Raw genomic sequence first — 8,420 nt, forward strand, 5'->3', positions numbered from 1 at the left:
GCACGTCGCGCGGAAGAGGCCAATGAACATCTCACATTTCTGCATTGACCGCCCGATTTTTGCCTCGGTCATTTCCATCGTCATCACGCTGGGCGGCGCGCTCGCGATGCTCGCGCTGCCGACCGCGCAGTATCCCGACATCACGCCGCCGCAAATCACCATCTCCGCGACGTATCCGGGCGCGAGCGCCGATGTCGTCGCGAACAACGTGGCCGCGCCGATCGAGCAACAGGTCAATGGCGCCGACCGGATGATCTACATGAGTTCGTCGAGTTCGTCGACGGGCAACCTGACCATCAACGCGTACTTCGAGATCGGCACGAACCCGGAGCTGGCGCAAGTGGACGTGCAGAACCGCGTCAACCTCGCGCTGCCGCAACTGCCGCAATCGGTCACGGCGCAAGGCGTGCAGGTGCAGAAGAAGTCGCAGGCGTTCATGATGGTGATCGCCATCTATTCGCCCGACGAGCGTTATGACGCAACCTATATCGCCAACTACGCGAACGTCTACGTGCTGGATGCGCTCAAGCGCATTCCCGGCGCGAATCAGGCGAGCATCTTCGGCACGCCCGACTACGCCATGCGCATCTGGCTCAAGCCCGACCGCATGGCGCAACTCGGCGTCACGGCCGCCGATGTGCAGACAGCCGTCGCCAATCAGAATCAGCAATTCGCCGTGGGACGTCTCGGGCAATCGCCGACAGGCGCGCCCGTCGAGCAATCGTTCGCGGTGACGACATCGGGGCGGCTCACGGAGCCGTCGCAATTCGAGAACATCATCATTCGCGCGGAGTCGGGCGGCGCGGCTATCGTGCGTCTGAAGGACGTGGGCCGCGCGGAGCTTGGCCAGAAAGACTATTCCATTCGCAGCCGCTTTCAGGGCAAGTCCGCGACCGTGCTCGCGGTGTATCAACAGCCGGGCGCGAACGCGCTCGACGTCTCGAAGCAAGTGCGCGCGCGTCTCGCCGAGATGAAGAAGTCGTTCCCGGAAGGCATCGACTACCAGATCGCGATGGACACGACCGAGTTCACGCGCGCGTCCATCTCCGATGTCGTGCACACGTTCTTCGAAGCGGTCGTGCTCGTGGTGATCGTCGTGTTCGTGTTTCTGCAAAGCCTGCGCGCCACGCTGATTCCGGTGCTCGCGGTGCCGGTGTCCATCGTCGGCACGTTCATGGGCATGTCGGCGCTCGGCTTCTCGATCAACATGCTGACTCTCTTCGGCATGGTGCTGGCTATCGGCATTGTCGTGGACGATGCGATCGTCGTGATCGAAAACGTCGAGCGCAACATGACGGTGCATAAGCTCGATCCGAAGGCCGCCGCGAAACTCGCAATGGACGAAGTGGCCGGGCCGGTGGTCGCCATCGTGCTCGTGCTGTGCGCCGTGTTCGTGCCGGTGGCGTTTCTCGGCGGCATCACGGGGCAGATGTACAAGCAGTTCGCCATTACCATCGCGATATCGGTCATCATCTCGGGCATCGTCGCGCTGACCTTGTCGCCTGCCCTCGCCTCGCTGCTGCTCAAGCCCGGGCATCACGAGAAGAAGGGCTTCTTCCGCTGGTTCGACCGGCAGTTCGCGCGCATGACGGCGGGCTACACGGCGGTCGTGCGCGTCGCGATCAAACGCTTCGTCATCGCGTTGCTGCTGTTCGCCGGAATGATCGCGCTGGCTGTCGTCATGATGCGCGACATCCCCACGGCCTTCCTGCCGCCCGAGGATCAGGGCTATCTGCTGGGCGCGGTCATCATGCCGGACGCGGCATCGCTCGATCGAACGGGACAAGTGTCGGACCGCGTCACCGAATACTTCCTGAAGCAGCCGGCCGTCGGCAGCATCGCCACCGTCGACGGCTTCAGTCTTCTCGACAGCCAAAACAAGAACAACGCGTCGACGTTCTTCGTGGGCTTCAAGAGCTTCGACGAGCGCTACACGTCCGCAAACATCCGCACGCAGAACGCGCGCGCGGTGCTGGTCAATGCCTACAAGGCGCTCTCGCAGATCAGGGAAGGCATTGTCGTGCCGCTCAATCCGCCGTCGATACCGGGCCTCGGCACCACGGGCGGCACCGAGATGTGGATTCAGAGCAAGGGCGATGCGCCCACCGCGCAGTTCGCGGCGATCGTCGAGGACTTCGTGGCGAAGGCCAAGCGCCGGCCCGAGCTGACCGGCGTGACGTCCACCTTCAACGCGTCTTCGCAGCAATTGCTCGCCGACGTGGATCGCGACAAGGCGGAGACGCTCGGCGTGCCCGTCGAAGACGTGTATAGCGCGATGCAGACGATGTTCGGCTCGCTCTACGTGTCGCAATTCAACCGCTCTAGCCGCCTCTGGCAAGTGATCCTGCAGGCCGAGCCCTCGTATCGGCTGCGGCCCGACGATCTCACGCAGATCTTCGTGAAGAGCAAGAGCGGCAGCATGGTGCCGCTCAAGTCGGTGGTCAATACGCGCTACGTCACGGGGCCCGATCTCATCACGCGCTTCAACAACTTCCCGGCAGTCAAGATCACCGCGAACGCCGCGCCCGGTTATGCGTCCGGTCAGGTCATTCAGGCGCTGGAAGAAGTGGCAGCGGGCTTGCCGTCCGACTACGGCATTGCGTGGAGCGGCGAGGCGTTCGAAGCGAAGCAGTCGGGCAGTTCGTCGGCACTCGTTTTCATATTCGGGCTCGTGATGGTGTTCCTGATCCTCGCCGCCCAGTACGAAAAGTGGAGCCTGCCGTTCGGTGTCCTGATGGCCGTGCCGTTCGCCATCTTCGGCGCGCTGCTCGCCATTCTGCTGCGCGGGCTCAACAACGACGTGTATTTCCAGATCGGCCTCACGATGCTCGTCGCGCTGGCCGCCAAGAACGCGATTCTCATCTTCGAGTTCGCCGTGATGAACCGCCAGTCCGGCAAATCCGTGTTCGATGCCACGATGACCGCCGCCGAAGAACGTCTGCGGCCGATCGTCATGACATCGCTCGCGTTCATTCTCGGCTGCGTGCCGCTCGCCATCGCGACGGGCGCATCGGCGAACAGCCGGCATTCCATCGGCACCGGCGTGATCGGCGGGATGCTGGGCGCAACGGTCATCGCCGTGTTCTTCATTCCGATGTTCTTCTACGTGCTCGAAACGATGTCCTCGCGTTCGAGCAAGAAGAGCGGACACGCCCCGCCCGCTTCGGATGCGGCGCCAACGCACGGCGCATCGGGCGGCGGCGCCGACGCGCGGCCTTCCGCTCCCAACGAGGGGAACTGACATGCGGCGCGCCCGGCTCTTCCTTTCGCTTGCGGGTCTCGTCGGCGTCGTGTCGCTGAACGGCTGCCTGCTCGGGCCGAACTATTCGCGCGAGCCCGTGCCGACGCCCGCGACGTTTCGCTTTGCCGCCACCGAAGTCGCCGACACTGCGAACACCGAATGGTGGAAGCAGTTCCAAGACCCCGTTCTCGACGACCTCATTGCCACCGCGCTCGCGAACAACAAGGATGTGAAGATAGCAGCGGCGCGCGTCGAACAGTTCATGGGCCAGTTCGTCACGACGCGCTCGGCGCTCTTCCCGCAAGTCTCGGCGGGCGCGACGGCGGCACGGCAGCGTATTTCGAGGGCGGGACCGCAGCCTACGCTGCCGGGTGTCGGACCGGTCTTCAACGACTTCGAGCTTTCGGTGTCGGCGGCGTGGGAGATCGACGTCTTCGGCCGCATCCGCAGGCTGACGGAAGCGGCGCGCGCGAATCTGCTGTCGAGCGAGGAAGCCCGCCGCGCGACGATCCTGTCGCTCGTGGCGTCGGTCGCGTCGTCGTACCTAAATCTGCGCAGCCTCGATCAGCAGCTTGCCATTGCGAAAGCGACGACCGAAAGCCGCGCGGAATCGGTCCACGTGTTCACGCTGCGCTTCGAAGGCGGCGAAGTTTCGCAACTGGAACTGGCGCAAAGTCAGTCGGAGTACGAGGCTTCTCTCGCGACCATTCCGCAGCTCGAAACGCAGATCGCGCAGCAGGAAGACGCGCTTTCCATCCTCCTCGGCGACAACCCGCGGCCGATCGTGCGCGGCCGCGAACTCGGCGCGCTCGCCACCCCCGTGATTCCGGCGGGACTGCCTTCCGATCTGCTCGAACGCCGCCCCGACCTGCTGCAGGCCGAGCAGGACCTGATCGCCGCGAATGCGCTCATCGGCGCGGCGCGGGCGCTGTATTTCCCGCAGATCTCGATCACCGGCTTGTTCGGCACGGCGAGCGGCCAGTTCTCGTCGCTCTTCACCGGGCCGTCGCGCGTGTGGTCGTTCGCGGGCGCGGTCACGCAGCCCATCTTCACGGCGGGCAACATCTCCGGTCAGGTGCAGACGGCCGAAGCGCAACAGCGGGCTGCGCTGCTGTCGTATCAGAAAGCCATTCAGGTCGCCTTTCAGGAAGTCGACGACGCGCTCATCGCCTCCGAGAAGCTGCGCACGCAGCTCGAAGTGCAAGGCCGCCAGGTCACGGCGCTCGCCACGTATGCGCGGCTTGCGCGGGCGCGCTACGAGGGCGGCTATACGAGCTACATCGAAGTGCTCGATGCCGAGCGCAGTCTCTTCGACGCGCAACTCGCGCAGACGCAGACGCAGGCGGCCGCGCTCACGTCCTTCGTCACGCTATACAAGGTGATGGGCGGCGGCTGGGTCGTCGAGGCGGACAAGATGACCGGACAGGCGAGCGCGGGCACGAACGCCCCGGCCGGGACGACTCAGGCGCTGCAATGAGCACGCTGCCATCCGCGCCGGCCGCCTCGCGCGGCGCCCGTCCGCTGATCGCGTGTCACGAATGCGATCTCATCCAGCGGGAGAACCCGGTGCCGCCCGGCGGCGCGCTGACCTGCTGCCGATGCGGCGCGGTGCTCTACCGGCGCCGCCGAAAGGGTTTCGACCGGGCGCTCGCCTATGCGCTCACGGCCTCGGTGCTGTGGATCGTCTCGAACGCGTTTCCCATCGTGGGTCTATCGGTGAGCGGCTCGCTCGTGCAGACCACGCTCATGGGCGCGGCGCGCGTGCTGTATCGCGACGGCATGTGGCCGCTCGCCGGGCTCGTCTTCTTCACGACGGTTCTCATGCCCGGCTTGCAGGCCCTCGGCATGGTCTGGCTGCTGCTGCCGCTGCATCTGAACCGCAGGCCGTGGCGCGCGTATGCCGTCTTCCGCTTGCTGCGCGTGGCGCGCGAATGGGGCATGACCGAAGTGCTGATGCTCGGCCTCCTCGTCGCTGTCGTGAAGCTCGCGCATATCGCGTCGGTGGTGACGGGTCCGGCGCTGTGGTCGCTCGCGGCGTTGATGTTGCTGCTCATCGCGGCATCGTCGGCATTCGACGAGCGGGCCATGTGGGCCCGCATCGAAGGCGCGCCGCCCGGCATGGCGCCCGACACGCCGCTGCGGGGCGCGACCGCTGCCGCCAACGGCATCTTCGTCTGCCACGACTGCGGCCTGTGCACGCGCGGCGCGCGCCGGCACGCTCACTTATGCTGTCCGCGCTGCGGCGCGCGCGTGCATCTGCGCAAGCCCGCCAGCCTGTCGCGCACATGGGCCTACCTGAGCGCGGCGGCGGTCCTCTACATTCCCGCCAACACGCTGCCGGTGATGAACACGAGCTCGCTCTTCGGCGCGCAGAAGGACACGATTCTGAGCGGCGTCGCGTATCTGTGGCAGTCGGGATCGTGGCCGCTCGCGATCATCGTGTTCATTGCGAGCATCGCGGTGCCCATGCTCAAGATCCTCGCCATCGGCTATCTCGCCGCGAGCGCCAACCTGCGCATGACCCAGCGCAGCGAACAGCGCGCCCGCATCTACCGGATCGTCGAACTGGTGGGCCGCTGGTCGATGCTCGATATCTACGTGATCGCGGTGCTCGTCGCGCTCGTGCAGTTCAGCGCGGTGGCGACCATCGAGGCCGGGCCCGCGTCGATTGCGTTCGGCGCGGTCGTCGTGCTGACCATGCTCGCCGCCATGTCGTTCGATCCGCGCCTCATCTGGGACACCGCGACGCCGCGCAAGGAGGCACGATGAGCACGCCGGACGAAACGCCCGACGCCGAGGTGGTGCCGAGACGCCGCTGGCGCATTCCGTGGGTGTGGATCGTGCCGGCCATCGCGGTGGCAATCGGCATCTGGCTCGCGGCGCAAGCCGTGCTCGCAAAAGGGCCGACCGTGACCATCAGCTTCCGAACCGGCGAAGGGCTCGAAGCGGGCAAGACGAAGATCAAGTTCAAGGACGTCGAAATCGGGCTCGTCAAGTCAGTGGCGCTCTCGAACGACTATTCGCGCGTCGTCGCCACGGCGGAGCTGACCCGCGATGCCAGCAAGATGCTCGTCGACGACACGCGCTTCTGGGTCGTGCGGCCGCGCGTGGCGGGCGGCTCGGTCTCGGGCATCAGCACGCTGCTTTCGGGCGCGTATATCGGCATGGACATCGGCCGCACGAAGCGCGAGCGGCGCGACTACGTGGGCCTCGAAACGCCGCCTGTCTTCTCGAACGACGTTCCCGGGCGGCAGTTCATCCTGAAAGCGGCCGATCTCGGCTCGATCGATGTCGGCGCGCCGATCTACTTCCGTCGCCTGCAAGTGGGTCAGGTGACATCGTTCGAACTGGATCAGGACGGCAGCGGCGTCACCCTGCACGTCTTCGTGAACGCGCCCTACGACCGCTATGTGAACGCGGATTCGCGCTTCTGGCAGGCAAGCGGCATCGACCTCACGCTCGGCACCGACGGGCTCAAGCTCAACACGCAGTCTCTGGTTTCGATGGTGATCGGCGGCCTCGCGTTCGAGACGCCCGCCGCATCGCTGGCCTGGGCCGAGGCGCCCGCGAACACGACGTTCTCCCTCTTTCCGACGCGCGCCGACGCGCTGCGCGTGCAGGAGCGCATCGTCGAGACCTACGCGTTCGACTTTCACGACTCGGTGCGCGGGCTCGCGGTCGGCGCGCCCGTGGACTTCCGGGGCATCACCATCGGCGAGGTATCGGCCATCTATACGAGCTTCGATCCGGCGACGCGGCGAATCAGCATCCCCGTCGAAGTGAAGCTCTATCCGGAGCGGTTCACGTCGCGTTTCGCCAACGGCGCGAAGGGCGGCCGGCTGGTGAGCGACCCGCGCGCGCTCGCGGAACTGCTGGTCGCTCGCGGCTTGCGCGGACAGTTGCGAACGGGCAGCCTGCTCACCGGACAACTGTACGTGGCGCTCGACTTCTTCCCGACTGCGAAGAAGGCGAGCATCGACTGGAGCCGCACCCCGCCGCTCATGCCCACGACGCCGAGCGGCCTCGCGTCGTTGCAGGATTCGGTCAACCGGATCATGACGCGCGTCGACAAGCTGCCGATCGAGGAACTCACGGCGAGCGCGAAGCAGACGCTCGACAACACGAGCCAGCTGATGAGCAACCTGAACACGCAGATCGTCCCGCAAGCTGCGACGACGCTCGCCGCCGCCCGCGCCGCGCTCGATGCCGCGCATTCCACGCTCATGCCTGCTTCCGGCTTGCAGCAGGACACGGCCGAAGCGGTCCGCGAACTGACGCGCACGGCGGCCTCGTTCCGCAGTCTCGCGGACTACCTGCAGGAGCATCCCGAAGCGCTGCTGCGCGGCAAGCCGGAGGACAAGAAGTGATGCGCCCCGCTCTCGTGTCCGTCGTATTTTTCGCCGCAATCTGCGCAGGGTGCGCGTCGCCGCGTGCGAGCTTCTATCGGGTGAGCGCGGAGCCGTCGCTTACCGCGACGACCCGTTTCGAACCGAGCCGGCCGCTGATCGTCGGTCCTGTGACAGTGCCGGAACTGGTCGATCGTCCGCAGATCGTCACGCGCGATTCGGCCAATCAGGTCACGCTCAACGAATACGCGCGCTGGGGCGCGCCGCTAAAGAGCAGCATCGCCGATGCCATCGCCGGGGATCTCACGCTGTTGCTCGGCTCCGACCGCGTGGCGGTGGCGTCGCGCGCGGTGGCGGACCCGCAGGCGTGGCGCGTGCGCGTCGATATCCAGCAGTTCGAATCCGTTCCCGGCGAAACGGTCGTGATCGATGCTCACTGGACCGTGCGCAGCCTTGCCGGCGATACGGCGCAAAGCGGCCGCTCGGTCGTGCGCGAACCGGTGACCGGAACCGGCTTCGATGCGCTTGTCGCCGCGCATAGCCGCGCGCTCGCGAGCGTGAGCCGCGACATCGCGGCGGGAATCGGGCGCGCCGCCGGGCCGTGACGCGCGATGCTCGCCAACCCGGCCACGAGTGGATGCGTCGAAGGGTCTCGGCGCTACTGGATCGAATAACCGCGCCCCTGCATGCAGGCGGCCCACGCCCGGTAGTAGGTGTCCATCGCGCCCTGGCTTTGCGCCTGCGCATTCGCCTGCTCCGCGCGCAATTCGCGCAGCGGAATCATCTGTCCGGAAGCGGAAAGGCCGGCGCGCGAGAGCGTCACGCCGCGTTCG

5 protein-coding genes are annotated in these 8,420 nt (G+C 66.2%); all 5 read left to right on the top strand.

Annotated elements, in window-relative coordinates; translation table 11 throughout:
- Positions 1–22: 22 nt before the first annotated feature.
- The 5 genes from NCR35_RS17890 to NCR35_RS17910 are packed head-to-tail and all read left to right on the top strand — an operon-like array spanning position 23 to position 8,192.
- On the top strand, positions 23–3,241 hold the full coding sequence (locus NCR35_RS17890) for an efflux RND transporter permease subunit (RefSeq protein WP_250535433.1): 3,219 nt from the start codon (positions 23–25) through the stop codon (positions 3,239–3,241).
- Position 3,242: 1 nt separating this feature from the next.
- Complete coding sequence (locus NCR35_RS17895; protein WP_250535435.1) at positions 3,243–4,718, top strand: efflux transporter outer membrane subunit; 1,476 nt, start codon at positions 3,243–3,245, stop codon at positions 4,716–4,718.
- Entirely contained in the window at positions 4,715–6,010 is a 1,296-nt protein-coding gene (locus tag NCR35_RS17900) for a paraquat-inducible protein A (RefSeq protein ID WP_250535436.1), read from the top strand. Before NCR35_RS17895 ends, NCR35_RS17900 begins: the two co-directional genes overlap by 4 nt.
- Positions 6,007–7,608: a PqiB family protein gene (locus NCR35_RS17905; RefSeq protein WP_250535437.1), complete on the top strand. Its 1,602-nt coding sequence runs from the start codon at positions 6,007–6,009 to the stop codon at positions 7,606–7,608. Before NCR35_RS17900 ends, NCR35_RS17905 begins: the two co-directional genes overlap by 4 nt.
- Positions 7,608–8,192 (top strand): PqiC family protein, encoded by a 585-nt coding sequence (locus NCR35_RS17910; RefSeq protein WP_250535438.1) that lies wholly within the window; start codon positions 7,608–7,610, stop codon positions 8,190–8,192. The genes NCR35_RS17905 and NCR35_RS17910 overlap by 1 nt, the downstream gene beginning before the upstream one ends.
- Positions 8,193–8,420 lie beyond the last annotated feature (228 nt).

It is taken from the genome of Caballeronia sp. AZ10_KS36 (assembly GCF_023631105.1).
Taxonomy (GTDB): domain Bacteria; phylum Pseudomonadota; class Gammaproteobacteria; order Burkholderiales; family Burkholderiaceae; genus Caballeronia.

What these genes read in the sequence shown, in the direction of transcription:
- NCR35_RS17890 (WP_250535433.1), top strand. Translation starts at nt 23, where the DNA reads ATGAACATCTCACATTTCTGCATTGACCGCCCGATTTTTGCCTCGGTC.
- NCR35_RS17895 (WP_250535435.1), top strand. Translation starts at nt 3,243, where the DNA reads ATGCGGCGCGCCCGGCTCTTCCTTTCGCTTGCGGGTCTCGTCGGCGTC.
- NCR35_RS17900 (WP_250535436.1), top strand. Translation starts at nt 4,715, where the DNA reads ATGAGCACGCTGCCATCCGCGCCGGCCGCCTCGCGCGGCGCCCGTCCG.
- NCR35_RS17905 (WP_250535437.1), top strand. Translation starts at nt 6,007, where the DNA reads ATGAGCACGCCGGACGAAACGCCCGACGCCGAGGTGGTGCCGAGACGC.
- NCR35_RS17910 (WP_250535438.1), top strand. Translation starts at nt 7,608, where the DNA reads ATGCGCCCCGCTCTCGTGTCCGTCGTATTTTTCGCCGCAATCTGCGCA.